The 24,906-nt window shown below is 72.0% G+C and carries 17 protein-coding genes; 8 read left to right on the top strand and 9 right to left on the bottom strand.

Translation table 11 applies throughout. From position 1 onward, the window contains the following. The first annotated feature begins 156 nt into the window (after positions 1-156). On the top strand, positions 157-4,296 hold the full coding sequence (locus tag NR792_RS06870) for a CARDB domain-containing protein (RefSeq protein WP_375759261.1): 4,140 nt from the start codon (positions 157-159) through the stop codon (positions 4,294-4,296). A 46-nt stretch (positions 4,297-4,342) separates the two neighbouring features. Here NR792_RS06870 and NR792_RS06865 read toward each other — a convergent pair whose 3' ends face one another. From NR792_RS06865 to NR792_RS06845, 5 genes are all read right to left on the bottom strand, one after another. Further along, the gene (locus NR792_RS06865; RefSeq protein ID WP_375759260.1) at positions 4,343-5,323 is read right to left on the bottom strand and encodes an NAD-dependent epimerase/dehydratase family protein; all 981 of its coding nucleotides are present in this window, start codon (positions 5,321-5,323) and stop codon (positions 4,343-4,345) included. 34 nt (positions 5,324-5,357) lie between these two features. After that, positions 5,358-5,891 (bottom strand): hypothetical protein, encoded by a 534-nt coding sequence (locus NR792_RS06860; RefSeq protein WP_375759259.1) that lies wholly within the window; start codon positions 5,889-5,891, stop codon positions 5,358-5,360. A gap of 57 nt (positions 5,892-5,948) precedes the next feature. Next, positions 5,949-7,493: a DNA polymerase Y family protein gene (locus tag NR792_RS06855; RefSeq protein WP_375759258.1), complete on the bottom strand. Its 1,545-nt coding sequence runs from the start codon at positions 7,491-7,493 to the stop codon at positions 5,949-5,951. Positions 7,494-7,505: 12 nt separating this feature from the next. Beyond that, positions 7,506-8,372, bottom strand: a complete 867-nt coding sequence (locus NR792_RS06850) for an ImuA family protein (protein WP_375759257.1) — start codon at positions 8,370-8,372, stop codon at positions 7,506-7,508. A 258-nt stretch (positions 8,373-8,630) separates the two neighbouring features. Further along, positions 8,631-9,848 carry a VWA domain-containing protein gene (locus tag NR792_RS06845; protein ID WP_375759256.1) on the bottom strand — a complete coding sequence of 406 codons (1,218 nt, stop codon included), beginning with the start codon at positions 9,846-9,848 and terminating at the stop codon, positions 8,631-8,633. 269 nt (positions 9,849-10,117) lie between these two features. Here NR792_RS06845 and lon point away from each other — a divergent pair, with 269 nt between their 5' ends. Then, positions 10,118-12,574, top strand: coding sequence for an endopeptidase La (gene lon / locus NR792_RS06840; protein WP_375759255.1), 2,457 nt, complete (start codon positions 10,118-10,120; stop codon positions 12,572-12,574). Between the two features lie 96 nt (positions 12,575-12,670). Here lon and NR792_RS06835 read toward each other — a convergent pair whose 3' ends face one another. Beyond that, the gene (locus tag NR792_RS06835) at positions 12,671-13,876 is read right to left on the bottom strand and encodes a cytochrome P450 (RefSeq protein ID WP_375759254.1); all 1,206 of its coding nucleotides are present in this window, start codon (positions 13,874-13,876) and stop codon (positions 12,671-12,673) included. Positions 13,877-13,923: 47 nt separating this feature from the next. Here NR792_RS06835 and NR792_RS06830 point away from each other — a divergent pair, with 47 nt between their 5' ends. Next, entirely contained in the window at positions 13,924-14,904 is a 981-nt protein-coding gene (locus NR792_RS06830; protein WP_375759253.1) for an aldo/keto reductase, read from the top strand. Positions 14,905-14,927: 23 nt separating this feature from the next. Here NR792_RS06830 and NR792_RS06825 read toward each other — a convergent pair whose 3' ends face one another. The 3 genes from NR792_RS06825 to NR792_RS06815 all read right to left on the bottom strand — a co-directional run bounded on the left by NR792_RS06825 (position 14,928) and on the right by NR792_RS06815 (position 17,969). Beyond that, positions 14,928-15,896 (bottom strand): FHA domain-containing protein, encoded by a 969-nt coding sequence (locus tag NR792_RS06825; RefSeq protein WP_375759252.1) that lies wholly within the window; start codon positions 15,894-15,896, stop codon positions 14,928-14,930. Continuing rightward, positions 15,884-17,233 carry a serine protease gene (locus NR792_RS06820; RefSeq protein WP_375759251.1) on the bottom strand — a complete coding sequence of 450 codons (1,350 nt, stop codon included), beginning with the start codon at positions 17,231-17,233 and terminating at the stop codon, positions 15,884-15,886. Before NR792_RS06820 ends, NR792_RS06825 begins: the two co-directional genes overlap by 13 nt. Positions 17,234-17,300: 67 nt before the next feature. After that, complete coding sequence (locus NR792_RS06815; protein WP_375761580.1) at positions 17,301-17,969, bottom strand: hypothetical protein; 669 nt, start codon at positions 17,967-17,969, stop codon at positions 17,301-17,303. Between the two features lie 129 nt (positions 17,970-18,098). Here NR792_RS06815 and NR792_RS06810 point away from each other — a divergent pair, with 129 nt between their 5' ends. The 5 genes from NR792_RS06810 (at position 18,099) to NR792_RS06790 (ending at position 24,906) form a co-directional block, all read left to right on the top strand. Then, positions 18,099-18,578 (top strand): hypothetical protein, encoded by a 480-nt coding sequence (locus NR792_RS06810; RefSeq protein WP_375759250.1) that lies wholly within the window; start codon positions 18,099-18,101, stop codon positions 18,576-18,578. Between the two features lie 153 nt (positions 18,579-18,731). Beyond that, entirely contained in the window at positions 18,732-19,829 is a 1,098-nt protein-coding gene (locus NR792_RS06805) for a 6-phosphofructokinase (RefSeq protein WP_375759249.1), read from the top strand. Between the two features lie 24 nt (positions 19,830-19,853). Further along, positions 19,854-21,992, top strand: coding sequence for a protein kinase (locus tag NR792_RS06800; RefSeq protein ID WP_375759248.1), 2,139 nt, complete (start codon positions 19,854-19,856; stop codon positions 21,990-21,992). After that, a complete protein-coding gene (locus NR792_RS06795) occupies positions 21,989-22,984 on the top strand; it encodes a hypothetical protein (RefSeq protein WP_375759247.1) in 996 nt (331 codons plus the stop codon). Before NR792_RS06800 ends, NR792_RS06795 begins: the two co-directional genes overlap by 4 nt. Before the next feature lie 23 nt (positions 22,985-23,007). After that, the gene (locus NR792_RS06790; RefSeq protein WP_375759246.1) at positions 23,008-24,906 is read left to right on the top strand and encodes a sigma 54-interacting transcriptional regulator; all 1,899 of its coding nucleotides are present in this window, start codon (positions 23,008-23,010) and stop codon (positions 24,904-24,906) included.

Raw genomic sequence — 24,906 nt, 5'->3', positions numbered from 1 at the left:
GGCCCGGCCGGCGCTTGCCTTTCCCAGACCCCGGATTCCGACAGGATTCTTGGGGTCTGGCTTTTCGCCTTCGAAGGCGTTGTTTAAAGCCCCGCACTGCGCCGGACCGGCCCCGCCGGCGCCTCTCGTAGACCACCCATACCCCAAGGAGAACACATGCCACGGCTGTCGCCGTCATGGAGACACACGTGTCTGCTCATCGCAGGCACGCTCGTCATCACCGGCTGCGGAAGCGAAGGCGCGTCGTCCGACGCGAACCTCGCCCGGAGTCAAAGCCATTCACTGGACCACGGCTCGGACCTGGTCATCACCGAGCTGCGCGCCCCCGACAGCGTCCGCGACGGGAGCCCCTTCACCGCCACCGTGACGGTCTGCAATCAGGGCTCCGCGGGCGCCTATCCCCAGGGCGGCGTCGGCGGGACGCTGGTGCAGGTGTACCTGTCCACGACCGCCACCCAGCAGGTGCCCGGCCCCAATCCTCCGCCCACGACCCAGCAGATCACCGTGGGCGAGGTGGACGTGGGCCCGCTGGATCCCCACCGGTGCGTCACGCGCCCCGTGAACGCCTACGCGCTGCCGCCCCCGGGGCAGCCCGGCACCGCCTTCTACCTGGGCGCCAGCGTCGACACCCAGCAGCGGGTGCAGGAACTGGATGAGGCCAACAACGGCTTCGTGAAGGGCCTGATGGGCGTGGGCCGCGGCCCGGACCTCAGGATCTCCGAGGTGCGTGCGCCCGCGAGCTCCCTGCCGGGCGCGGGCTTCCTCGCCGACGTGCGGGTCTGCAACGTGGGCACGGAGTCCTCGCCCTCCTCCGAGGCGAAGCTCTTCACCTCCACGCTGGACACCCTGAGCCTTCCCACGCCGGGCTCGCCGGTGGCGACGCAGGAGCCGGTGGGCTCCGTCCCCGTGCCTCCGCTGGAGGCGGGCAGCTGCTTCACGGTCCGGACGCAGGGGTTCGCCTACGTCCCCCCGGCGGCCTCCCAGCCCGGGCAGCCGCTGTACGTGGGCGCCATCATCGACCCGGAGCAGCAGCTCCCCGAGCTGCGCGAGGACAACAACACGCGCGTCGCGGGCCGGCTGGGCCTGGGGCACGACGCCGACCTGGTGATCACCGACGTGACGGGGCCCTCGAACTTCGAGCCGGGGATGCCCGTCTCCGCCTCCGTGACGGTGTGCAACGTGGGCACGACCGAGGCCTGGGACGTGCGCGCGGACGTGCTGCTGTCCACCGAGGCCACGCTGTCCGCCTCGCAGGGGCCCGGCTCCCAGACGGAGTCCTTCGTCGGCCAGGCGCAGGCGCCAGGGCTGGTGGCCGGACGGTGCGTCACGCTGCCGGTGTCCGGCACCTCGCACCCGCCCCCGGCCTTCCTGCCGGGCGCGCCGCTGTACCTGGGCGCGCGCGTGGACGGGATGCTGTCCGTCCAGGAGCTGCGTGAGGACAACAACACCTTCACGAAGGGCTCCGTGCGCATGGGCCCCGGCCCGGACCTGGTGGTGCGGTCGCTGAAGGCGCCCCCCAACATCCCGCAGTCCTATTCGTTCCCCGTCGAGGCGCGGGTCTGCAACGTGGGCACCCGCGACCTGCAGGGCTCCGCGCACCTGGAGCTGTTCCTCTCCACCGTGAACACGGTGGCGCTCCCGACGCAGCTCGGGTCGATCCCCTCGGAGATCCAGGCTCCGGCGGGCGGGGCGGACGTGTCCTATCTCTCCGCCGGCCAGTGCCAGAACGTGCAGGTGAACGCCCACCGCGCGCTGCCCTATGAAGCGCAGCCGGGTCAGCCCCTGTACCTGGGCGCGGCCATCGACGCGTTCCGGAACGTCCAGGAGCTGAACGAGGACAACAACACGTTCACCCAGGGGCTGGTGGGCACGGGACTGGAAGCGGACCTGGTGATCACCGACGTGCAGGCCCCCGCGAACCTCCGCGACGGCCAGTCCTTCACGGCGACCTATACGGTCTGCAACCAGGGCACCGCCTCCGCGTCCTCGTACGGCGTCTCGCTGTTCCTCTCCACGGAGACGACGCCCCCGGTGTCGCGGCCGCCGCCGGCCCCGCCCGTGTTCACGGAGCTCCCGCGGGCCTACGCCTTCCAGGGCCGGGCCGAGCTGTCCACGCTGCTGGGGGCCGGGCAGTGCACGACCCAGCGCTCCACGTTCAACGCCCTGCGGCCGCTTGACGCGATGCCCTCGCCGTTCGAGCGGCCCCTGAACCTGAGCGCGGTCGTGGACCTGCAGGGGCTGGAGCCCCGCGTGGACAACAACGCCTTCGCCGCGGGCATCGTGGGCCTGGGCAACGGGTCGGACCTCACCCTCACCGAGGTCCGGGGGCCCGCCAGCGCGCGGCCCGGGGACTCCTTCACCACCACCGTGAAGGTCTGCAACGTGGGCACGGCGCCGACGTCCGGCTCCTCTCGCGTGACCGTCTACGTGAGCGCGGATGAGACCCTGTCGGCCCCGGGCCCCCAGGCCCCGCCGCCCTCGTGGGGCAGCCAGGCGCTCGTGGGCGAGGCCTTCCCGCCGCCGCTGAACGCGGGCGCCTGCCACACGCAGGAGATCGTCGGGCCGGCGATCCCGCCGCCCCTCGCGCACCCGTCCCGCCCGCTGTACCTGGGGGCCGTCGTCACCCCGGACGGGATGGCGCAGGAGCTGCGCTGGGACAACAACACCCGCATGGCGGGCCGCCTGAGCGTGGGCAACGGGGCGGACCTGGTGGTCACCTCGCTGGAGGCCCCCGGCACCGTCGCGCCGTGGGAGCCGTTCGCCGCCAGCGTGCGCGTCTGCAACGTGGGCACCGATCCGGCGAGCTCCACCGAGGTGGCGCTCGTCGTGTCCTCGGAGGAGACGTGGACCCTGCCCGCGCCGGGCTCGATGACGCCGTTCCCCGGTCCCAGCCAGTTCCTGGCGGGGTTCCTGAACGTCGCGCCGCTCCAGGCCGGGCAGTGCGTGAACGCCATGGGGATGGTGTCCGTCGGCATGCCCCCCAACACCCAGCCGGGGCAGCCCGTGTACCTGAGCGCCGCCGTGGATCCGTTCCAGAACCGGGTGGAGCTGCGCGAGGACAACAACCTCTTCGTGCGCGGACGCCTGGGCGTGGGCCACGAGCCCGACCTGGTCATCACCGGGGTGACGCCGCCCGCCAACATCCTGCCGGGCCAGCCCTTCACCACCACCGTCACCGTCTGCAACCAGGGCGCCCAGGCCACGCCGAACGACGTGCAGGTGTCACTGCACCTGCTGACCCATCCGTCCCTGTCCCTGCCCGCGCAGGGCGCCCCCCCGCCGGCTCCCGGGGAGCTGCTGGGTGAGCTCTCCCTGCCCCCGCTGGGAGCGCACGCCTGCGTCACCACGCCGGTGACCGGGAGCTTCCACGGGAACCTGGAGCCGCAGCCGCGGACGTACTACGTGGGCGCCAGCGTGGACCGGCGCTGGAACATCTGGGAGGTGCGCGAGGACAACAACACCTTCGTCGGACCGCGCGTCGGCGTGGGCTTCGCGCCGGACCTCGTCATCACCGCCATGGGCGGGCCCGCGAACGCCGAGCCCGGCGCGAACCTGCAGGTCCCCGTCACCGTCTGCAACCAGGGCACGCGGCCCTCCCCCACCGGGACCGTGGAGTTCTTCCTCTCCACGACGTCCACCCTGCCGGAGCCGACCTTCCCCGGCGGGGGCATCCCTCCGAGCTCCGAGGTGTCGATGGCGGGCACGGTGGAGATTCCGTCCCTGCCCGAGAACGCCTGCGCCACGCGGGAAGGCACCCTCTACGCCTACCCGCTGCCCACGCCGTACCCGAACGCGCCCCTCTTCGTGGGGGCCATGGTGCGTGCCTGGGACGCCAACGCCGAGCTGCGCACGGACAACAACGCCTTCATGCGGGGCCGCATGGGCATGGGGTTCGCGCCGGACCTGGTCGTCACGGAGCTCACCGCGCCGTTCGCCGTGCGTGGAGGCGAGATGTTCACCACCTCCCTGACGGTCTGCAACCAGGGCACCACCTCCACGACGGGGAGCGGCGGCCGGCTGGAGCTCATCCTCTCCACCCAGCCCACCCTCGCGTTCACGAGCCCGACGCCGGCTCCCTCCCCCACCCAGGTGACCCTGGGCCACCTGGACCTGGGCGAGCTGCCCGCGGGGCAGTGCACGACGCGCCAGCTCTACACCTCCGCGTACCCGCCGCCCTCGGCCCCGGGCTCCGGGCTGTTCTACCTGGGCGCGCTGGTGGACTCGCGGCAGACGGTGATGGAGCTGCGCGAGGACAACAACGCCTTCGTCGAGGGCTTCCTCGCGGTGCTGCAGTAGCCCTTCCACGCGGCACTTGAGGACGCGCGGGCGTCGGCCGGGGCCTTCACGAGCCCCGGGCGGCGCCCGTCCAATCGCGGTACCACGCCACCAGCCGCGCCACGCCCGCGTCCACGGACACGCGCGGCCGGAAGCCCGTCTCCGCCTCCAGCCGCGAGGCGTCCGCCCACGTGGAGACCATCTCCGCGGGCTGCGCGGGCACGGACGCCACGCGGGCCTTCGCGCCCCAGTGCCGCTCCAGCAGGCCCACGAAGTCCCCCAGCGCCACCGGCTCGCCGTGCCCCACGTTGAGCAGCCGGTGCGGCGGGCTTCCCGAAGGCGGCCGGTCCAGCACGCGCAGCACGGCCTCCGCCACGTCGTCCACGAAGGTGAAGTCGCGCCGCATCCGCCCGTCGCCGTGCAGCCGCAGGGACTCGCCCTTCGCCAGCGCGCGCAGGAACAAGAGCGGCGCCATGTCCGGACGGCCCCACGGCCCGTACACCGTGAAGAAGCGCAGGCCGCTGGCGGGCAGCCGGTGCAGGTGGCTGTACGCGTGCGCCATCAGCTCGTTGGCGCGCTTGGTGGCGCCATAGAGGTTGAGCGGCTGATCCACCGGCGCGTCCTCGCGGAACGGCACCGGCGTGGCCGCGCCGTAGACGGAGCTGGAGGACGCGTAGACCAGGTGCTGGACGCGCGCCTCGCGGCAGGCCTCCAGCACCCGCACGAAGCCCGTCACGTTGGTGTCCGCGTACACCGGGGCCTCCGCGTCCGGAGCCCGCACGCCCACGCGCGCGGCCAGGTGCACCACGCCCTCCGGACGCGCGGCCGAGAACGCCTCGCCCAGCCGGGCTGCGTCGGTGATGTCGCCGGAGAGGAAGGTGAAGCCGCGCGCGCCGGACAGCCGCTGGAGGCGGGAGCGCCGCAGCGCCACGTCCCCGGGGGCCGCGTCCAGCGCGTCCAGGCCCACCACCGAGTCACCCCGGGCGAGGAGCCGCTCGCAGACGTGGGCGCCGATGAAGCCCGCCGCGCCCGTCACCAGGACCCGCATGCCCCCCTCTTCCCGCGCGAAAGGAGGACGGCCGTCACGGCACCACCTTCACCGCGTCGATGACGGCCCGGCGCAGGAACGAGTTCCAGTCCGTCGCGGACTGGTAGGCGCTCACCACCGGCTGCGAGCGGAACGTGTCCGTCCAGATGACCTGGCCGTTGGGGTCCACCATGCCCAGCCGCAGCACCACGTCCACCCGGCCCAGCACCGTCGCGCCGGACACGTCCAGCCAGTCCAGGATGACCACCACCGCGGCCTCGGCCTTGTTCTGCTGGACGAAGGACGACACCTCGTCCGTGAGCGGCACCGGGGCCGCGGACTGGCGCGTGGCCACGACCTCGAAGCCGCGCGAGAGCAGCTCCGCCTCCGTCTGGCGGGCCAGCACCGTGCGCGGGTTGCTCTCACCGATGATGTCCTGGCGGAACGTGCCTGTCGGCAGCACGTCCACGCGCGAGCCCGCCACCACCACCACCTTGCGGATGCTGCCCTCCGGGCGCACCTGCCGGGCGGCGCAGGCCGGAAGGACGAGGGACACGAGGAGGAGCGGGAGGAGTCGTGCGGGGCGCATGCCGTCACGCTAGGCCACAAGCGGCGGGGCCTCCACCCCGACCGCACCGCCCGCCCGTCAATCAAACAACCCCTGCAGGTAGAAGCCCCCGTCCCGCCCGTCCCGGTACACCCAGGCGGGCCCCAGCCCCTCGAAGTGCACGCGGTAGTAGTCCCGCTGGTACGGGGCTTCCGTCCACCACTCACCACCCAGCCGCTCCGGGCCCGCCATCGCCGTCACCCGGTGCCGCCGTCCCCCGATGCGCGCGGCGAGCATCTCCCCGGACGCAGCCACCTCCGCGTCCAGCCGGGCCGGCTGGGCCAGCAGCCGCGACGGCCGCTCCCGGGCCGCCCCCGTCTCACGCCAGACGGTGATGGGGGCCGCGGGCTCCGGCGCCAGGGCCGAGGGAGCCGGGGAGTCCGGCGAGGACAGCAGGCCGCGCCGCGTCTCCGGCGGGTGGAAGGCCCGGGGCGTGTGCGCGGACTCCGGGCGGTGCACCGCCTCCAGGGACGCGGCGAACAGCGCCTCCTCGCCCAGCGTCGTCGCCAGCCGCGACAGCACGGCCTCCAGGGCCGCGTCCCCCTCCGGCGCGTCCCCCAGCGCGAGCTGCTGGCCCAGGTCCTCGTCGTGCGCGTCCACCCGCACGGCGACCTCCGCCACCGGCCGCTCCAGCCGCAGCTCCCCCAGCCGGTGCCGCGCCAGGTCCAGCAGCAGCTTCGCGCGCGCCGTGGGCCGCGCCAGCAGGAGCGGCACCTGGGCCTCGCCGGTGGGGTCCAGGCGCAGCACGAAGGTGAGCCGCACCGCCGCCCGCTGCCGCCCGGAGAGCCGCGCGCCCAGGCGGTCCAACAGCGTCTTGAGCGCGAACTGCACGGGCTCGAAGGTGTCCGCGGGCGCGTCCAGCACCACCCGGTCCTCCAGCGCCTCCTCCAGCGGCTCCGGCGTGAAGGGCGTGTCGTCCACGCCCCGGCACCGCGCGTGGACCCGGGCCGCGCCCGCGCCTCCGCGCGCCGTCACCGCCCCGGCCGGCAGCGCCGCCACCTCCCCCAGCGTGGACAGCCCCAGCACGGAGAAGGCCCGCGCCGCGGCGTCCTCCAGCGCGCCCAGCGGCAGAGGGGCCAGCGCCCGGGCGCCCTGCCCCTCCGGCACCACCTCCACCCGCCGGGAGCCATGCCGCGCCAGCACCCGCGAGGTGAACGCCTCCGACGCCACCGTCACGTGCGCCCGGTAGCCCTGCTCGGCGCAGACCTCCAGCACGCGCGCGCCCAGCTCCGCTTCGCCTCCCACCAGGTGCGCCGCGCTCGCGTCGAACCACAGCCCTTCCGGCGCGTCGCGCTGGAAGCCCGGGCACAGGCCGAGCAACGACTCCCCCAGCGCGGCCAGCGCCTGGGCCTCGTCCTTGGGCCGGTACGGGAAGTGCCGCAGCCCGGGCTCCAGCGCCGTGGCCGCCGTCAGCGTCATCCCCGGCCGCACGCCGGCCTTCAGCGCGCGCGTGGAGGCGAAGGCCACCCGGCGCTGGCCACGCACCTCCTCCACCAGCGCCAGCGGCTGGCCCGCGAGCCCGGGCGATTCGATGACCTTGCGCTGCACCGGGAAGCGCATGACGTGCAGGTAGCCCCTCCGCATGGCCCACCGTCCTCAGCAGCCGCCCGACGACGGCCCGGGGAGCGCGTCCCCCAGGGACGGCATGGGCGCGTCACGGCCGGGCCGCTGGCCCAGGATGCCCAGGCCGTTGCGCACGCGGTCGCCCGGGTCGCGGTAGAAGCCCGGCCCCGCGTCCCCCGCTTGCGCCACGTCCGCGTCCAAGAGCCGCGCCCCGGCATCCAGCCCCACCTCCGGGTAGAGCTCCCGCCAGGGGCGCACGACGCGCGTCCCCACGCCCCCGCCCCGGCTGCGCTCCAGCTCCACGGACCAGCCCTGGACGCCCCGGGCCTCCAGCCGCAGCCGCGCGAGCCCGTCCGCGGGCGCCTCCGGCGACGTCAGCAGCAGCACCAGCGTCCCGCCCCGCGCCGCCGCGTCCACCAGCTTGCGCGCCTCCGTCAGCGCCAGCCGCTCCGGACGCCCCGGGGCGCCCACGCCGTGCGTGAGGTCCAGCACCACCGCCGTGAAGGCGCCGCTGCGCGCGAGCTGCACGGTGGACCACACCCGCTGCGCGAAGGCCTGGGGCCGCACGACGAGCAGCCGCTCCAGGTCCACGCCCAGCGCCGCCGCCGCGGGGGGATAGAGCTCCTTCGGGCCATCCACCCACGCGCACAGGCGCAGCTCCCGGTGCGCGGACGCCACCGCGCGCAGCGCCAGGCTGGTGCGCCCCGACGCGGCCTCGCCGCACAGCTCCACCGTCGTCCCCAGCGGCAGGCCTCCCTGCGGCAGGAGCGCGTCCACCGCGTCCACGCCCGTGCGCAGCACCGACAGCGCGCGCCGGGGCGCCGCCTGCAGTTGCCGGATCTTCTCGCGCAGCGCCTCCACCACCCCCGTCCCCACCGACCGCTCCACCGCCGCGCTCATGTCGCCTCCTCGCGTTCTTCCGCACCGCCACCGGTGCGCGCATGAGGCCAGTATCCGAAGCCGTCTGACACCCCAGCAGGCGGCATTCCGAGCGCATGGGACCTGTCGCGTCGGGTGCTCCGCTCGACGGGAGGGGTCGGATCCGCGCGTGTCACTTCACCTGGCACCGGACATGACAGGTCATGCGCCACGCCAAAGAAGAAGGGCCCCGCGTCCTTCGCGGGGCCCTTCGGGTGCGGCGCGCGGATCAGCTCCGGGCTACCCGGCGCACAGCACCTTCACCTCCACCTTCGTGTCGCCCACGCGCCGGAGGCACGGGCCCAGGAAGAAGAGGCGCGCGGAGCGGCCTTCACCGGAGGGCTCGTAGCGGAAGTCGCCGTTGGCGGCCGTGCACGTCTGCACGGAGCCGTCCGCGCGCGTGACGTACACCACCGCGAGCCGCGGATCCGGCAGGTTCACCACGTCCACGCTCTGCGCCACCGTGGCCAGGGCCGCGATGTCCAGCAGCGTCTGCTGGTAGCTCGGCTTGCAGATGGAATCCAGGTTCGCCCGGGTCGCGTCGAACGCCTTCGCCATGTCGCTCTGCCGGTAGCCCGGCCCGTAGGACGTCGGGCAGTCGACGTTGCGCACGTAGGTCGTGTTCCCCACCAGCTCCGTCGTCAGCTCCGCGCGCTTGTCCGTCAGCGCCACCGGCCCGATGGTCGCCCACAGCACCTCGCGCGACGCGCCCGTGCCGTCATGCAGCCCCTGGAAGGTCTGGTAGTACTCCCCTACCGGGGTCAGCTTGTCCCCCTGCAGGGTGCAGGAGTCCACGGACGTGTCCTGCCCCAGCGTCACAGGGGGCGGCCGCTGCGTGGAGCTGCAGTCCTCCTCGTCGGACACCACCACCACCAGCAGGCGGGCGCCGTCCCGGAGGAAGCCCGCGTTGCCACCCTCCGACATCGGCCGGGTGGTCAGGGGCGAGGCGACCGCCAGCCGCACCGCCTCGAAGGGCGTCTCCTGCCCGCTGCCGGACGTGCCCTGGTTCACCAGGCGCTGGAACTTGTCCAGGAGCAGCGGATCCGTGCCCTCGATGAAGCGCTCGGCGGTGGGCTGGCCGGCTTCGTCCTTCACCGGCTGCAGGCGGCCCTCCTGATCCGGGAAGGAGCGGATGGTGTCCGAGCCGTTCGCCAGCAGCAGGCGCTGGTACACGGAGGTGGTGATGACCCCCACGCGGAAGTCCTGGGCCACGCCGCTGCCCTCCTTCAGCGCGGCCAGGAAGGCGGGCAGCTCCGTCGCGATGCCCTGCTGCTCCTCCTCCATGGATCCGGAGTTGTCGATGACGAAGAGGATGTCCGTCTTCTGGGGCGCCACCACCGGCGGAGTGGCCTCGCAGGCGTCGGGCACGGTGGATCCCGCGTCGTCCACGGGAGAGTGGCATCCGAGCGCCAGGAGCGCGGACAGCGACAGCAGGTGGGCGCAGGTGTGGAGCTTCACATCGGCCTCCAGTGCGGGGGCGCGCGCTCGCGCACCGCATCAAGCGTGAGAGGGGGCGAGCATGCCCCACCCCTTCGCCGGACGCGAGACTTCTGGGCCGTTAAAGGAGGAGCGTCGTACAGCCGACGAGGCACGGAAATAACGCACATCGCGTTTGCCATGTCCGGTTTGGTTGTTACGTTGGTTCATCCGTCGCAGAAAACAACCGGATGGTTCACCGGCCCGGCCGCTTGCTGACCGGGTTCAAGCAAGGAAGAGGCCGAACTCCCATGTCTGACGAGAAGAAGAAGGGCACCGCGGCCAGCGCCATGCCCACCGCGATGGCCCCTCCGGGGCTCATCAACAAGGAAGACATCCCGCAGGTGCTGCCCATCCTGCCGCTGCGCAACAGTGTCTTCTTCCCCGGCGGTGTGCTGCCCCTGGCCGTCGGCCGCCAGAAGACCATCGCGCTGATCAAGGACGCCGTCCGTGACGACCAGGTCATCGGCGTCGTGACGCAGCGCCGCGCCGAGGAAGAGGATCCGGGCGCGTCCGACCTGTACACGATGGGCACCGTCGCCCGCATCGTGAAACTTCTGAAGATGGGCGAGGACAACTACTCGCTCGTGGTCCAGGGCCTCGCGCGCTTCCGCGTGATGGAGCTGGTGCAGGAAGCCCCCTACCTGAAGGCCCGCGTCGACGCCGTGGAGGACAAGACCTCCAGCGAGAACGTCGAAGTGGAGGCCCTGGGCATCAACCTGAAGAAGCTGGCGCGCGAGGTCATCGAGCTGATGCCCGAGCTGCCCGCCGCCGCCACGGAGCTGGTGGAGAGCATCACGCATCCGGGCCACCTGGCGGACCTCATCGCCGCCAACGTGGACGTGCCCATCGAGGAGAAGCAGGCCGTGCTGGAGACGGTCGACCTCAAGGCGCGCATGAAGCTCGTCCTGGAGCTGCTCAACCGCAAGCGCGAGATCCTCAAGCTCTCCAACAAGATCGACTCCGCCGTGAAGGGCGAGATGTCGAAGACCCAGCGCGAGTACTACCTGCGCCAGCAGCTCAAGGCGATCAAGGAAGAGCTCGGCGAGATGGGCGAGGAGGAGGAGGAGCTCGACGAGCTGCAGGAGCGCCTGAAGAAGGCCGCCCTGCCCCCTGAGGTGGAGAAGGTCGCCCAGAAGGAGCTCAACCGCCTGAAGACGATCCCGGCGGCCTCCAGCGAGTACACCGTCGCGCGCACCTACCTGGACTGGATCGCCGACCTGCCGTGGTCGAAGGTGTCCGAGGACAACCTCGACATCGAGAACGCGCGCCAGCAGCTGGACAAGGATCACTTCGGCATCAAGAAGGTGAAGAAGCGCATCCTGGAGTACCTGGCCGTCCGCAAGCTGAAGAACGACATGCGCGGGCCCATCCTGTGCCTCGTCGGTCCCCCGGGCGTCGGCAAGACGTCGCTGGGCCAGAGCGTGGCCAAGGCCACCGGCCGCAAGTTCGTGCGCCTGTCCCTGGGCGGCGTGCGTGACGAGGCCGAAATCCGTGGCCACCGCCGCACCTACGTGGGCGCGCTGCCGGGCCGCTTCATCCAGAGCATGAAGAAGGCCGGGACGAAGAACCCGGTCATGATGCTGGACGAAATCGACAAGCTGGGCGCGGACTTCCGCGGCGACCCGAGCGCGGCGCTGCTGGAGGTGCTGGACCCGGAGCAGAACAGCACGTTCAGCGACCACTACCTGGACGTGGCGTTCGACCTGTCGAAGGTCATGTTCGTCGCCACGGCGAACCAGCTCGACCCCATCCCCGGGCCGCTCCGGGACCGCATGGAGATCATCGAGCTGACGGGCTACACGTTCGAGGAGAAGCAGGCCATCGCCCGCATCCACCTCGTGCCGAAGCAGCTCAAGGAGCACGGCCTGTCCGGGGACCACATCGAGGTGCAGGACGAGGCGCTGCTCATCCTGACCACGTCGTACACCCGCGAGGCGGGCGTGCGTAACCTGGAGCGCCGCATCGCGGACATCTGCCGCGCGGTGGCGGTGGAAGTGGCCGGCGGCAAGACGGAGAAGCAGGTCATCGGCGCGGAGCGCGTGAAGGAGATCCTCGGGCCCGAGACGTTCTACTCGGAGGTCGCGGAGCGCACGGAGGTCCCCGGTGTGGCGACGGGCCTCGCGTGGACCGCGGCGGGTGGCGACCTGCTCTTCATCGAAGCGACCAAGATGGCGGGCAAGGGCGGCATGACCCTCACCGGCCAGCTGGGCGACGTGATGAAGGAGTCCGCCACGGCGGCGCTGAGCTACCTGCGCAGCAAGGCGGAGTCGCTCGGCATCAACCCGAACTTCCTCGAGAAGACGGACATCCACCTGCACTTCCCCGCGGGCTCCATCCCCAAGGATGGTCCTTCGGCCGGCGTCACCATCCTGACCGCGCTCACCAGCCTCCTGACGGGCATCCGGGTGCGGCACGACACGGCGATGACGGGCGAGGCCACGCTGCGTGGCCTGGTGCTGCCGGTGGGCGGCATCAAGGAGAAGGTCCTGGCGGCGCACCGCGCGGGCATCAAGCGCGTCATCCTGCCGGAGCGTTGCCGCAAGGACCTCATCGACGTGCCGGATCAGGCGAAGAACGAGCTGGAGTTCATCTTCGCCACGCACATGGACGACGTCCTCCGTGCGGCGATGGAGACCTCTCCCTTCAAGGAGGGGGTGGTTCCGGCCACCACCACGGACACGCCCCCGGCGGAAGTCCGGGCGTAGCGGCGGGCTCCGGCTCCTGAAGTGACGCGGGCAGGTTCCTTCACGGGAGCCTGCCCGTCGTCTTTGCGGGGGGCGGGCTCCCCTGCCCTGCCCGCCTCAGTGCGGGTGCAGCACGAGCGGCAGCGTGGCGGGCCCGCGCACCACCAGCGTGCGGTGCCACGTCATGGGCTCCGGGCCGGCCTGCAGGTGGCCGACGGCGTCCAGCAGCGCCTCCAGGGCCAGCCGTCCCTCCATGCGCGCCAGCTGCGCGCCCAGGCAGAAGTGGATGCCGTGGCCGAAGGGCAGGTTCTGCGGGCCGGGCCGGGACAGGTTGAAGCGGTCGCCGTCCGGGAAGTGCGCCTCGTCGTGCGCGGCGGAGCCCAGCAGCACCAGCACCGGCGCGCCCTTGGGCAGGCTCACCCCACCCAGCTCCACCGCCTCCGTGGTGAGGCGCGGCGCGGCCTGGGCGGGCGGCTCGTAGCGCAGCACCTCCTCGATGAAGGCGGGGATGCGCGAGCGGTCCGCGCGCAGCTGGGCCCAGATCTCCGGATGATCCCGCAGCACGACGAGCGACGCGCCCAACAGGTGCACCACCGTCTCGATGCCGCCCACCAGCAGGAGCGCCATGAAGGCGATGAGCTCGTCCTTGGACAGGGCCTCGCCGTCCACGCGGGCCTGTTGCAGCTCGCTGACCAGGTCCGTGCCGGGCGTGCGGGCGCGGGCCTCCAGCACCTCGCCGAAGTACTGGCGCAGCTCCGCCACCGCGTCGCGGGCCTTCTGCTTGCGGTCCTCCTCCTCAGGCTTGACGGTGGTGACGCCGCCGGTGATGAGGTCCGCCCACTGCTTCAGGCGCGTGGCGCGTGAAGGGTCCAGGCCCAGGAGGTCGCTGATGACGGCGGCGGGGATGCGCAGCGCGTACGGCGGCATCAGGTCCACCGGCACGCCCCGGGGCAGCTCCGCCACCGCCTGCCGGCAGATGTCGCGCACGCGGGGCTCCAGCCGGGCCATGGCCGCCGCGCCGAAGGCCTTCTGCACCAGCACCCGCAGGCGGCCGTGCTGGGGCGGGTCCATGGTGAGCATGGACTCGGAGAAGGGATTGCCGCCCAGCCAGGGCGGGTTGGTGGCCACGCGGAAGCCCTGCGAGGAGAAGCGCTGCGGGTCCTTGAGGACGCGCAGCACGTCTTCATGGCGGGACACGGCCCACATGCCACCGGGCTCCACCTGACACACGGGGGCTTCGCGGCGCATGCGGGCGTAGGTGGGATAGGGGTTGGCCTTCACTTCCGGCGACAGGAGGTTGAAGCGCTCGCTCATGCTGGGCATACGCAAGCTTCGAACGAAACTGGCAGTGCACGCGAAGGAGCGGACGAATGAAGTACGCCAACCTGGGACACACCGGCCTGCGGGTCTCCCGCATCTGCCTGGGCTGCATGAGCTACGGCACCCCGAAGTGGCGCCCGTGGGTGCTGGATGAAGAGGCCGCGCAGCCCTTCTTCCGCCGCGCGGTGGAGCTGGGCGTGACGTTCTTCGACACCGCGAACATGTACTCGGACGGCGTCAGCGAGGAGGTCACGGGCCGCGCGCTGCGCAAGTACGCGAAGCTGGACGAGGTGGTGCTGGCGACGAAGGTCTACTTCCCCACCGGCAGCGGGCAGAACGAGCGCGGCCTGTCGCGCAAGGCGATTACGCAGGCGTGCGAGGCGAGCCTCAAGCGGCTGGGCGTGGACACCATCGACCTCTATCAAATCCACCGGATGGACCCGAACACGCCCATCGAGGAGACGCTGTCCGCGTTGGATCAGCTCGTGCGCCAGGGCAAGGTGCGCTACCTGGGCGCCAGCTCCGCGTACGCGTGGCAGTTCATGCGGGCGCTCAGCGTGTCCGAGCGCAACGGCTGGGCGCGCTTCGTGTCCATGCAGAACCACTACAACCTCGTCTACCGCGAGGAGGAGCGGGAGATGCTGCCCCTCTGCGAGGCGGAGGGCGTGGGCGTCATCCCCTGGTCGCCGCTGGCGCGCGGGCTGCTCGCGGGGTCGCGCAAGTCGCTGGACGACAAGGAGGCCACGACGCGCGCGGGCTCCGACACGCTGTCGCCGATGCTCTACAACCAGGCCGGGGACTGGGACGTGGTGGAGGCGGTGAAGCAGGTGGCGGACGCGCGCAAGGCCCCGCCCGCGCAGGTGGCCCTGGCGTGGCTGTTGTCCAAGCCCGTGGTCACCGCGCCCATCATCGGCGCGACGAAGCCGCAGCACCTGGAGGACGCGGTGAAGGCCGTGAGCCTCAAGCTCACGCCCGAAGAGGTGAAGGCGCTGGAGGCCCCCTACAAGCCGCACGAGGTGCGCGGCCTGTAGGCCGTGGAGCGGTGGACGCGCCTTCAGCGCTCCTTCACGAGCGCGTCCACCTTCTGCTCCAGCGGCTTCACGTCCTCGAAGAACGAGTCCATGGAGTGCGCCGGGGCCACGCGCAGCACCGGCGGCAGCAGCGAGCGGGGGAACTCCAGCGCCTCGCTGAAGGGCTCGTTGCCCAGCAGCTCCGACACGTTCGTCAGCACCAGCACGCCCACCGACGCGATGACGAGCCCGCGCACCACGCGCCGCCCGCTCCAGCGCGTCACGTAGCGCAGGTGCCAGTAGAGCCCCCACCCCACCAGCCCCAGCACGGCCAGGGTGCGCACGAAGCCCAGCCACGCGCCCAGCGAGAAGCTGAAGCTGAACAGCGCGAACAGGGGCGGCGCCACCGCGAAGCCCAGCAGCATCAGCGCGCCGATGGTGGCGTGCACGCGGAAGTGGAAGCTCCTGCGCGCGATGCGGCTCGCCAGCGACCAGCCTCCGGCCCACAGCAGCGCCATCCCCAGCGGTATCACGCTGGACAGGAGCAGGTCGCCCCAGTCCGTCTTCGTGAACTGGGTCACCCGCTCGGAGATGAAGGACATGGCCACCAGCGCCTGCATCGCCAGCGCGAAGGCGCGGGGCCGCTCGAAGAGGCGCTCGCGCGGCGAGGCCGGGGCCTCGTTGACGACGGTGTCCTCCACCACGAAGTTCCGGTGACGGAAGCGCAGCACCGTGTCCCCCACGGACACGCGCGTGTCCGGGGTGAGGACCAGCTCCTTCAGCGCCGCCCAGGGCTCCACGCTGAAGGTGCCGTTGACGCTGCCCACGTCGTGCAGCACCACCGCGCCGTCCTCGCGCCGCTCCAGGCGCAGGTGCTCCGCGGAGACCTTCGGGTCGTCCAGGATGATGTCGTTGGCGTAGCCGCGCCCCACCGTCACCGGCAGCTTGTCCAGCCGGTGGCGGGACTGGACGGCGTCCCCTTCCAGCACCTCCAGGAAGATCACTTCGTCCACGACAGGCCCTCCAGGTAGCGGCGCGCCAGCTTGCGGGCGTTCTCCGCGGAGAAGCCGCCCAGCGTGAGGCTGGTGTCCACGCCGTGCGTGGCCGCGTTGAGCGTGGCCGCGCGCAGCACCAGGTCATAGAGGCCCGGGAAGCGGCGGTAGGCGCGCAGGCACAGGGCCGCGCGCACCGTGAGGCCGTTCACGTCCACGAACTCCGACTTGCAGCGGAAGTTGGTGACGTCCTCGCGCGTGGCGGCCACCGCGTCCGGGTCCTGGGAGAAGAGCGTGCTGTAGAGCGCGGAGAAGCGCATCGCGCCCAGCGTCTGGCTCTCCACGTGCTGGTGCAGGTAGGCCACCACGCCCGTGCGGTGGCTGGAGGACAGGAAGAGGTCCTCCTCGGAGGAGCACTGGTAGCTCGTCACCGTGTAGGGCGTCTCGGGGTCGTGCGGCGTGTCGCCCCAGCACTTGAGGAACGGGCTCCAGCGGCCGGGGACGCGGTACCCGCCCAGCGACTGCTTCGGCAGGTCCGTGGCCAGCAGCCGGTCGGTGATGCGCTGCTGGTTGGCCATCAGCTGCTCCTTCACGGACGTCAAGAGCGCGGCCGGGTCCGGCGGAGCCTCCTGCGCCAGCGCCCGGTCGAGCAGCGCCCGCGCGCGCGCCACCGGCACGAGGAAGCCCACCTGGTTGCCCATGGTGGCCACGTTGACGCCCACGACGCCGCCCTCGCCGCTGAGCGTGGGCCCGCCGCTCATGCCGGGGTTGATGGCGCCGGTGAAGTGGACGCGCTCATAGAGGGCGTCGCGCACCAGGCCGTTGTAGGTGCCCTCCACGATGGTGGTGCCCAGGTCGCGCGGGTTGCCCATGGCGAACAGGCGCGTGCCCTGCGGCGGTTCGTGCTCCTCCAGCTTGAAGTAGTCCCCGACGGGGGCATCCATCTGGATGACGGCCAGGTCGCTGGCCACGTCCACCGCGAGCAGGCGCACCGGCACCGTCGCGACGCCCCGGTCCAGCTCCGCGGTGTAGTCCTCCGGGTGGAGCACCAGGTCGGAGACGACGTGGTAGTTCGTGAGAGCGTGGCCCTTCGCGCTCACGAAGAACGCGGAGCCGATGGAGGACTTCGTGCCGGAGCGGCGCTCGATGATGCGCACCTGCGCGACGCGCCCCTGGATGCGGCGGAACAGCTCGTGCGTGGCGGGCGGCAGCGAGGCCACCGGCAGGGGCGGCACCACCGCGTCCGCGACGCCCGCGTCCGGCGCCGGGAGGACGACCGGCGGGGCTGGGGACGCCGAAGGCTCCGGAGGTGCCACGGGCCCCTGCGCGAGCATGGCGACAAGGAGGAGGGAGAACATGGGCGGCGGCACCGTATCCCACCGCGAGCCCCATCGGGGGACGCCGTCGCCCTCCTGTCAGGCCCTGCTACGCGGAGGCCGGCCCCTCTCCCTGCCGGCGGCGGCGCCAGGCCGCGTACGACACCAGCAGGGCCCCGGCCAGGGTGCCCGCCAGCGCCCCCGCCAGCCGCCGGGACACGACGCCCGTCACCGGGGCCTCCATGCGGAAGGTCTCCAGCGAGGCGCGCACCCGCGGGGCCATGGCGTCCCAGCGGTCGGCCGGCGCGCTGACCGTCACCACGGCGTGGCGCCCCTCGGAGGCCAGGGCCGTCACCAGCACCGTGCGCACCTGCCCCGCCTCGCGCAGCGTGCCCAAGAGCTCCACCCGGGGCACCGGCCCGCCCACGCGGTCCACCCGCTCCGGCGTCAGCGCCACGCCCAGTTCGCGCTGGAAGTGCTGCATCACGGCGGTGGAGAACGCGTCGCGCTCCGAGGGACTGGCGGAGAAGCTCCCCTCCACCACGGCGATGAGGAACGTGGCCGCGTCTGGCCCCTCCCCGTCCGCCAGCGCCGCGGACAGGGCGCGCGTGCGCACCCCGTCCTCCGCCACCGCGCCCGCCTGCGAGCCTGCGTAGCGCTCCCAGCGCGACATCCGGAACGTGTCCGGCGGCCGGAAGCTGTAGCCGTCCCGCCGCAGCTCCGTGCCCAGGGCGCCGGACAGCGACAGCCACACACCGGTGAGCACGGGCAGGAGCACGGACGGGAGGATAGCGCGAAGCACGGGAAGTCCCGGCCCCCTTCGCGGCCCCGGGGCATGCGGCCCGTCGAGCGCTCCTGTTTCCGCGTGTGACATCCCGGGCGGGCAGCAGTTACTCTGCCGCGCGAGATGACCCCTGCCGTCCGGGCCGACATGGAAGCACGTGCCGACCGCGCCCTGCGCCGGGGCGAGCTCGCGGAGGCGTTCGAGCTCTTCGAGCACCTGCTCGCCGCCTTTCCGCGCGAGGAGGCGCTGGCCCTCAAGCTGGCCCACCTGCGCGACAGCCTCCAGCCGGAGGAACTTCAGCACCTGAAGAACCGGGTGCGTGAGCCCCAGCGCCTCCCGCTGGGCCCGCCCTCCCCCATGCAGGAGGGCGAGCGCCTCTTCACGCTGGGTGACTACGTGGGCGCCGCCGCCGCGTACCGCCGGGCACTGCAGGAGCGCCCCGGCAACGAGCTGGTGCTGGAGCGGCTGGCGGAGCTGTACCGGATGGCCCGCGAGATGCCCGTGCAGTCCCCCACGGACCGGGCCCTCCCCGCGAAGAAGGAAGACCGGCTCCAGGCCCTCCTGGACCGGCTGGCCTCCCGGCGTCGCCTCAAGCGCGACTGAGGGGGCGCCCCCGCGTCCTTGCGAGCGCGGATCCGACGTAACGGCTGATTGATGCGTTGCACCCCCCTGGGGTGGCACCTACAATCCGCACCGACGTTGCTGTCATAGTGTCGCCTGCTCCCACTGACACCCGCGTCCGACTTTCTTCGACCTATGGCCAGACCTCTCCGACTCGGCGTCCTCACCGGTGGTGGTGACTGCCCGGGGCTCAACGCGCTCATCCGTGGCCTCGTCCGTCGGGGTGTTCACGAGTTCGGCCACTCGTTCGTGGGCATCGAGAACGGCTACATGGGGTTGGTGGAGCCGGAGCTCGTCCGCCCGCTCGGGGTGGAGGACACGCGCGGCATCCTGCCCAAGGGCGGCACCATCCTGGGCACGTCCAACAAGGCGAACCCGTTCTCCTACCCGGTGCGTGAGGGCTCCGGCTGGGTGGAGAAGGACGTGTCGGATCACGTCGTGCGCCGCTGCGAGGAGCTGCGGCTGGACGGGCTGGTCGCCATTGGCGGGGACGGCACGCTGTCCATCGCGCACCAGCTGGCGGACAAGGGGCTGAAGGTCGTCGGGTGTCCCAAGACCATCGACAATGATTTGTCCGGCACGGACCAGACGTTCGGGTTCGACACCGCGCGGCTCATCGTCACGGAGGCGCTGGATCGGCTGCACTCCACCGCGGAGGCGCATGACCGCGTGATGGTGGTGGAGATCATGGGCCGCCATGCGGGCTTCCTCACGCTGGAGAGCGGCATCGCGGGCGGCGCGGACCTCATCCTCATCCCGGAGATTCCGTACCGCGTGGAGTCCCTGCTGGAGACGCTGAAGCGGCGGGCCACGCGGCGGCGCAGCTTCTCCATCATCGCCATCTCCGAAGGCGCGTATCCGGAGGGCGGCGCGCTGTCCGTGCTGGCGGAGGCCGCGGACATCCCGGGCCGCGGCGTGGTGCGGCTGGGCGGCTCCGGCAAGGTCTGCGCGGATCTGCTCGCGCGCCACATCGACGCGGAGATCCGCGTCACGGTGCTGGGCCACCTGCAGCGCGGCGGCAGCCCGAGCGCCGCGGACCGGGTGCTGGCCACGCGCTACGGCTGCAAGGTGCTGGACCTGGTGCGGGACGGTCAGTGGGGGCACATGGTGGCGCTCAGGAACAACGACGTCGTCGCCGTGCCGTTGAGCGAGTCTCGCAAGGAGCGACGCGTGGACGTCCAGGGGGACCTGGTGCGGTTCGCGCGGAGCATGGGCATCGGGTTCGGGGACTGAGGGGAGTGCGCGCGCGCTAACGCCATGACGCTCGTCGGCCGCCATATCGGTCGCTATCGCATCCTGGAGGAGCTGGGCTCCGGGGGCATGAGCGTCGTGTACAAGGGCCTGGACACGGCCCTGGACCGCGAGGTCGCGGTGAAGGTGCTGCACCCGCACCTGGCCGGCAAGGACGAGTCGCGGCGGCGGCTGGCTCGCGAGGCCCGCGCGGTGGCGAAGCTGCACCACCCCAACATCCTGGAGGTGTTCGACTTCTCCTCGGCGGAGGCGCACGACGCCTTCATCGTCACCGAGTACATCCGCGGCCGGACGCTCAAGACGTACCTGGACGAAGGCCCGCTGGAGCCGCCGGAGCTGGCGGCGATGATCATCCACGAGCTGGCGGCGGCGCTGGCGCACGCGCACGAGGCGGGCGTCATCCACCGCGACCTGAAGCCGGAGAACGTCATGGTGCGCGAGGACGGGGTCCTCAAGCTCATGGACTTCGGCATCGCGCGGCTGCTCGACATCGAGGACCGGATGACGGTGACGGGCGCGCTGGTGGGTTCGCCCGCGCACATGTCGCCGGAGATCATCGAGGGCCTGGAGGCCGGGCCGGAGGCGGACGTCTTCAGCCTGGGCATCATGTTCTACGCGCTGATGACGGGCCGGCTGCCCTTCACCGCGTCGAACACCACGGCGACGCTGAAGCGCATCCTGGACGGGGCCTACGAGGACCCGCGCCGCCGCGTGCCCGCGCTGTCGGACGAGCTGGCGGAGATCTGCGCGACGTGTCTCCAGCGCGACCCGGCGCGGCGCTACCCCAACGCGGGGAAGCTGCGCGACGCGCTGGCGGATGCGCTCGCGGGGCTGGGGTTCTCCCGCGTGGGCGAGGAGCTGATCTCGTTCTTCGCGGATCCGCCGTCGTACCAGCGGCTCGCGCGCCAGCGCATCGTGGCGGCGCTGCTGGAGCGCGGGGAGCGGCAGCTCCAGGAGAAGCGGACGCCGCGCGCGTTGGCGTGCCTCAACCACGTGCTCGCGCTGGACGCGACGAACGAGCGGGCGCTGGGGTTGCTGAAGGGCCTCCAGCGTCAGCAGCGGCGGCGCACGTGGCGCAGGCGCGGCATCCGCGCGGGCATCGGAGCGGGCGTGGCGCTCGCGCTGGGGCTGGGCGGCTGGCAGCTCTACCGGATGAACGCGGCCGGGCCCGAGACGCCGAAGGTGGAGACGGTGGGTCCGCGAGCCGAGGGCCCGAAGGGCGCGGGCGGCACCCACGGCGCGGCCACGGGCTCGCGGCTTCCGGCCGGCACCGCCGCGGTCACCGGCACGCAAGGCAGCACGGGCGCCCTCAACGGCGGCCCTCAAGGTGCGCAAGGCACGGGTGGAACGACGGGCACGCCCAACGGCGCGCAGGTCGCGGGCGCTCCCAACGGCACGGGCGGCGACAACGGCTCGCAGGGCGGCGGCGCACAAGGGACGGGCTCCGGTCTTCCCAACGGCACGCAGGGCACGGGCGACGTGCCCGGCGGCTCGCAGGGCGCGAGCACCACGGGTGCTCCCAACGGCTCACGTTCCACCGGCGCGCAGGGCACGGGCGGCACGGGGACTCCCGGCCGCGACGCCACGGACACCAACCCGCGCCTCCCCTCCTCCACGGATCGCACGTCGCGGCCCACGATGGTCGCCAGCCTCGACCCGCAGGACGACCCGAAGCACGCGCGCGGCGGCCGGATCCCCGTGTCCATCCTCGTGCGCCCCTACGGCTCCATCCGCGTGGACGACGGCCCCACCGGCACGCAGCAGCTCGCGCAGCACGACGTGCACCTGTCGCCGGGCCCGCACACCATCACCGTCTCCTGCGGCTACTGCGAGGACGCCACGGAGACCATCGACGTGAAGCCCGACGGCGAGAACGTCTTCCGGCTGCGCGCCCTCCTCAAGTCGTCACAGCTGGCCCTGGACTACCAGCCGCCGGACGCCACCGTGCGCGTGGGCGGCGTGGAGCGCACCGCGCACGACAGCCTCCAGCACCCCTTCGACATCCGCTCCCCCCGGGGGCCCGCCAGCTTCCAGCACCGCGTGGAGGTGGAGATCTCCTCCCCCGGCTACAAGACCGAGAAGCGCGTCGTCCTGCTGGAGCCCGGCAAGCCCACCACCCTTCGCGGAAGCCTGGCGCCCGAATGAGCCGCGGCCCGCTGCTGCTCGTCACCCTCCTCCTGGCCCTGCTCGGCCCCGCGTCCGCGCGCGCCCAGGTGCCCAACGGCGCGGATCCGGAGGTCGCGGCCCTGCGCTCGTCCTTCGAGTACGGCAAGTACGCCGAGGTGCTGGAGCGCGCCGGCCAGCGCATCGACCGCGGCGACCTGCCCGAAGAGGACCTGGTGGAACTGCACAAGCTCGCGGGCCTGTCCGCCTTCAACCTCAACAAGACCGACGAGGCCGAACGCCACCTGCGCGCCGTGCTCCGGCTGGACCCCGACTTCAGCCTGGACCCCTTCGTCGTCCCGCCCCCGGCCGTCGCCTACTTCGAGGACCTGAAGAACCAGATGTCCGGCGAGCGCGAGTTCCTCCGCCAGGAGCAGCGCCTGCGCCTGGAGCGCGAGAAGGCCGAACAGGAGCGCCGCGAGCAGGAGCGCGTCGCCCTGGAGACGCAGCGCCGCCGCGCCGAGGAGCTGGCCCGCCAGGTCACCGTGCGCACCGTGGAGAAGCGCAACTTCCTGGTCAACTTCGTCCCCTTCGGCGCAGGCCAGTTCCAGCAGGGCCGCAACGGCATGGGCATCGCCTTCGCCGCCACCGAAGGCGCCCTGGCCATCACCAGCATCATCGCGTTCTTCGCGTACGACTCGCTCTTCGAGGAGCGGTTCGTGAACATCGACAACGTGCTGGACGAGGACGGCCGCGCGTCCATCCCGGTGCGCTACATCCCCACGGACCGCGCGCGGCAGGCGGACACCTGGCAGCTGCTCAAGCTCGCGTCCGCCACCGGCTTCTACACCGTCTACACCCTGGGCGTGGTGGACGCCGTCTACCACCACGAGGACCAGGTGGTGACGAGCACCACCGTGGAGTCCCGCCCCGAACCGAAGCCCACTCCCACCGTCTCCCAGGCCGCGCCGCCGCGCGTGCGGCTGTACTCCACCCATGGTGGGCTGGGCGCCGGCTTCTCCCTCACGTTCTAGCCCCAGAAACCCAAAGTCCGCCCATGGCCAGCCTCACCGTCCGCACCCCCGATGGAAAGGTCCGCACGGTCTCCCTGCTCAAGCGCATCACCAGCCTGGGGCGGGGATCCGACAACGACGTGCCGCTGGAGGACGCCAACGTCCCCGCCAGCGCCCTGCACGTCACCTTCGACGGCACCCGCTACGAAGTGGGCAGCCTGGGCGCCACCTTCCACGTCAACGGCAAGCGCCGAGACAACCACGCGCTGGCCACCGGCGACGTGGTCAAGGTCGGCGGCACCGAGCTGACCTTCTCCCGCGAGGACGCCCCCCGCGAGCCCATCCGCCGCGAGGTGCCCGAGCGGGAGGTGACCCTCCCCTCCGCCGCCACGGCCTCCTCCGATTCGCACACGGCGGAGCTGCCCGGCGTGGTGGGCCGCGAGCTGGTGCTCCTCAAGCGGCTGACGGCATTCAGCGAGCGGCTCTTCGGCAGCTACGACGTGGACCGCATCCTGGAGAGCCTGCTGGACGAGGCCATCGAGGTGACGCGCGCCGACAAGGGCTTCCTCATCCTGATGGAGAGCGGCGAGCCGCGCGTGAAGGCCGCGCGCAACGTGGCCCGGGAGAACATCGAGGACGCGGTGGAGAAGCTGTCGGACTCCATCATCTCCAAGGTGGTGAAGGACCAGAAGGCCATCATCGTCGCGGACGCGCTGGACGCGCCGGAGTTCAAGGCCAGCGAGTCCGTGGTGAACCTCAAGGTCCACTCGGTCATGTGCGTGCCCGTGATGCACAAGGGCGACCTGTTCGGCGTGCTCTACGTGGGCAACGACCGGCTGGTGAACCGCTTCGAGCCCAAGAGCCTGGACATGCTCACCGTGTTCGCGGCGCAGGCGTCCCTGCTCCTGCAGAACGCGCTGCTCGTGAACGACCTGAAGCTCGACAACACGGAGCTGCGCCGCAAGCTGGAGGACCAGCGCTACGGCGACATCGTGGGCGCGTGCCAGGGCATGCGGGACGTGTACAAGCGCATCGACAAGATCGCCCCCACGGACATCTCCGTGCTGATTACCGGTGAGACGGGCACGGGCAAGGAGCTCATCGCCCGGGAGATCCACCGCCGCTCGCCGCGCACCAAGGGCCCGTTCATCACGGTGAACTGCGGCGCCATCCCGGAGAACCTGCTGGAGAGCGAGCTGTTCGGCCACGCCAAGGGCGCCTTCACCGGCGCGGTGGCCACGCGGCCCGGCAAGTTCCAGGCGGCCATCGGCGGCACGCTCTTCCTGGACGAAATTGGCGAGATGCCGCTCCAGCTCCAGGTGAAGCTGCTGCGCGCGCTGCAGGACAAGGTCGTCTACAAGGTCGGCGAGAACCGCGGCGAGCCGGTGGACATCCGCGTGGTGGCCGCGACGAACAAGGTCCTGGAGGAGGAGGTGAAGCGGAACACGTTCCGCGAGGACCTCTACTACCGCCTCAACGTCGTCACCGTGAAGCTGCCGCCCCTGCGCGAGCGCGGCGAGGACGTCATCGTCCTGGGCCGCTTCTTCCTGCAGAAGTACGCGCGCGAGTTCAACTCCAAGGCCCGCGGCTTCACGCCCGCGGCCGCCGTGTCCATGAAGAAGTACGGCTGGCCGGGCAACATCCGCGAGCTGGAGAACCGCCTGAAGAAGGCGGTGGTGCTGGCGGACAAGCCGCTGTTGGGCGCGGACGACCTGGACCTCAAGCCGGAGAACCTGGAGCCCATCATGCCGCTGCTCCAGGCGAAGGAGGAGTTCCAGAAGCGCTACATCAACGAGGTCCTGGCGCGGAACAACGGCAACCGCACCAAGACGGCCAAGGACCTGGGCGTGGACCCGCGCACCATCTTCCGCCACCTGGAGAAGCTGGAGGCGGAGAAGACGGGCGGCCCGCTGCCCCCAGACGACAACGAGGAACTGCTATAG

The sequence above is a fragment of the Corallococcus exercitus genome (assembly GCF_042231735.1).
GTDB lineage: Bacteria > Myxococcota > Myxococcia > Myxococcales > Myxococcaceae > Corallococcus > Corallococcus exercitus_B.
The sequence above is the reverse complement of the archived record's forward strand: the minus strand, read 5'-3'. Positions and strand labels throughout refer to the sequence as shown.

Excerpts from the sequence above, each read along its gene's own strand:
- NR792_RS06870 (WP_375759261.1), top strand. The coding sequence starts at position 157 with ATGCCACGGCTGTCGCCGTCATGGAGACACACGTGTCTGCTCATCGCA.
- NR792_RS06865 (WP_375759260.1), bottom strand. The coding sequence starts at position 5,323 with ATGCGGGTCCTGGTGACGGGCGCGGCGGGCTTCATCGGCGCCCACGTC.
- NR792_RS06860 (WP_375759259.1), bottom strand. The coding sequence starts at position 5,891 with ATGCGCCCCGCACGACTCCTCCCGCTCCTCCTCGTGTCCCTCGTCCTT.
- NR792_RS06855 (WP_375759258.1), bottom strand. The coding sequence starts at position 7,493 with ATGCGGAGGGGCTACCTGCACGTCATGCGCTTCCCGGTGCAGCGCAAG.
- NR792_RS06850 (WP_375759257.1), bottom strand. The coding sequence starts at position 8,372 with ATGAGCGCGGCGGTGGAGCGGTCGGTGGGGACGGGGGTGGTGGAGGCG.
- lon (WP_375759255.1), top strand. The coding sequence starts at position 10,118 with ATGTCTGACGAGAAGAAGAAGGGCACCGCGGCCAGCGCCATGCCCACC.
- NR792_RS06835 (WP_375759254.1), bottom strand. The coding sequence starts at position 13,876 with ATGCCCAGCATGAGCGAGCGCTTCAACCTCCTGTCGCCGGAAGTGAAG.
- NR792_RS06830 (WP_375759253.1), top strand. The coding sequence starts at position 13,924 with ATGAAGTACGCCAACCTGGGACACACCGGCCTGCGGGTCTCCCGCATC.
- NR792_RS06820 (WP_375759251.1), bottom strand. The coding sequence starts at position 17,233 with ATGTTCTCCCTCCTCCTTGTCGCCATGCTCGCGCAGGGGCCCGTGGCA.
- NR792_RS06810 (WP_375759250.1), top strand. The coding sequence starts at position 18,099 with ATGACCCCTGCCGTCCGGGCCGACATGGAAGCACGTGCCGACCGCGCC.
- NR792_RS06805 (WP_375759249.1), top strand. The coding sequence starts at position 18,732 with ATGGCCAGACCTCTCCGACTCGGCGTCCTCACCGGTGGTGGTGACTGC.
- NR792_RS06800 (WP_375759248.1), top strand. The coding sequence starts at position 19,854 with ATGACGCTCGTCGGCCGCCATATCGGTCGCTATCGCATCCTGGAGGAG.
- NR792_RS06795 (WP_375759247.1), top strand. The coding sequence starts at position 21,989 with ATGAGCCGCGGCCCGCTGCTGCTCGTCACCCTCCTCCTGGCCCTGCTC.
- NR792_RS06790 (WP_375759246.1), top strand. The coding sequence starts at position 23,008 with ATGGCCAGCCTCACCGTCCGCACCCCCGATGGAAAGGTCCGCACGGTC.